2 protein-coding genes are annotated in these 1,591 nt (G+C 69.1%); both read left to right on the top strand.

Features of this window, described 5'->3' with window-relative positions:
• Nucleotides 1-205, top strand: a 205-nt coding sequence (locus AB0N07_RS50745) for a hypothetical protein (protein ID WP_365847759.1), incomplete at its 5' end; no start/stop codon positions are given.
• Nucleotides 202-1,591 (top strand): FAD-dependent oxidoreductase (locus AB0N07_RS50740; protein WP_365847757.1); only part of this gene is annotated, 1,390 nt, incomplete at its 3' end. The genes AB0N07_RS50745 and AB0N07_RS50740, both read left to right, overlap by 4 nt.

Here is a 1,591-nt window from a genome sequence, read left to right as displayed (position 1 = left end):
CGGCTGGATGCCGGACCAGCGGGTCACCGTGGGCACGGTGGACACCATCGCCGCGCAGGCGGCCGCCGTCGGTGTGGAGAACCCCGCCGTGATCGTCGTGGGCGACGTCGTGCGCCTGAGCCCCTACGCCACCGGCGCGCCTGCGGCCGGCATCCCTGCCCCGATCTTGACCCTGAACCCGACCTCCGAAGGAGCACGAGCATGACCCTGACCCCCTCGTCCTCGAGGCCTGACCGCCCGTTGCGCATCGCCATCATCGGTGCCGGACCCGCCGGGGTGTACACGGCGGACATCCTGACCAAGGAGGAGCGGGACTTCCGTGTCAGCATCGACCTGTTCGACCGGTACCCGGCCCCGTTCGGTCTGATCCGTTACGGGGTGGCCCCGGACCATCCGCGCATCAAGGGCATCGTGAACGCGCTGCACAAGGTCATGGACCGCGGGGACATCCGTTTCCTGGGCAATGTGGACTACGGCACGGATCTGAGCCTGGCGGATCTGCGTCGGCATTACGACGCGATCGTGTTCTCCACCGGGGCGGTGCGGGACGCTGTCCTGGACGTGCCCGGGGTGGAGCTGGCCGGCTCGTTCGGGGGCGCGGACTTCGCCGCCTGGTACGACGGGCACCCGGATGTGCCGCGGCACTGGCCGTTGGAGGCCACGCAGGTGGCGGTGATCGGCAACGGGAACGTGGCCCTGGATGTGGCCCGGATCCTGTCCAAGCATGCCGAGGACCTGTTGCCCACCGAGATCCCGGACAACGTGTACCGGGACCTGGCCGCCTCCCCGGTCACGGACGTGCACGTGTTCGGCCGCCGCGGGCCGGCGCAGGTGAAGTTCACCCCGCTCGAGCTGCGCGAGCTGGCCCATTCCCGGGATGTGGACATCGTGCTGTACGAGGAGGACTTCGACTTCGATGAGGCCTCGGAGCAGGCGATCGAGGAGAACAACCAGGTCCGCACCATGGTGGGGACGTTGACGAACTGGCTGATGGAGCAGGAGGACCGTCAGCAGAGCGCCTCGCGTCGGCTGCATCTGCATTTCCTGCAGGCCCCCGAGGAGTTCCTGGACGAGGACGGGGACGGCCGGGTGGACGGCCTGCGGATGCGTCGGATGGAGCTGGACGGCTCCGGCGGGGTCCGCCCGACGGGGGAGACGGTGGACTACCCGGTGCAGGCGGTCTACCGGGCGGTGGGGTATTTCGGGTCCCCGGTGGAGGGGGTGGGGTTCGACGAGGTGCGTGGGGTGATCCCGAATGCGGAAGGCCGGGTGCTGGACGCGGACGGTGTCCCGGTGCCGGGTCTGTATGCCTCGGGGTGGATCAAGCGGGGTCCGGTGGGGTTGATCGGGCACACCAAGGGTGACTCCTTGGAGACGATCAAGCATCTGATCGAGGACGAGCCGGGGCTGTGGAGGGCTCAGGAGCCGTCGGAGGAGTCCGTGATCGAGCTGCTCGAGTCCCGCGGCGTGCCGTACACCACGTGGGCTGGTTGGCATGCTCTGGATGAGCACGAGAAGTCCTTGGGTGTGCAGGCGTCGGAGGCCGGTCCGGTGGCGCGGGAGCGGGTGAAGGTCGTGGACCGGGAGGAGA

It is taken from the genome of Streptomyces sp. NPDC051172, from assembly GCF_040682555.1.
GTDB lineage: Bacteria > Actinomycetota > Actinomycetes > Streptomycetales > Streptomycetaceae > Streptomyces.
The sequence above is the reverse complement of the archived record's forward strand: the minus strand, read 5'-3'. Positions and strand labels throughout refer to the sequence as shown.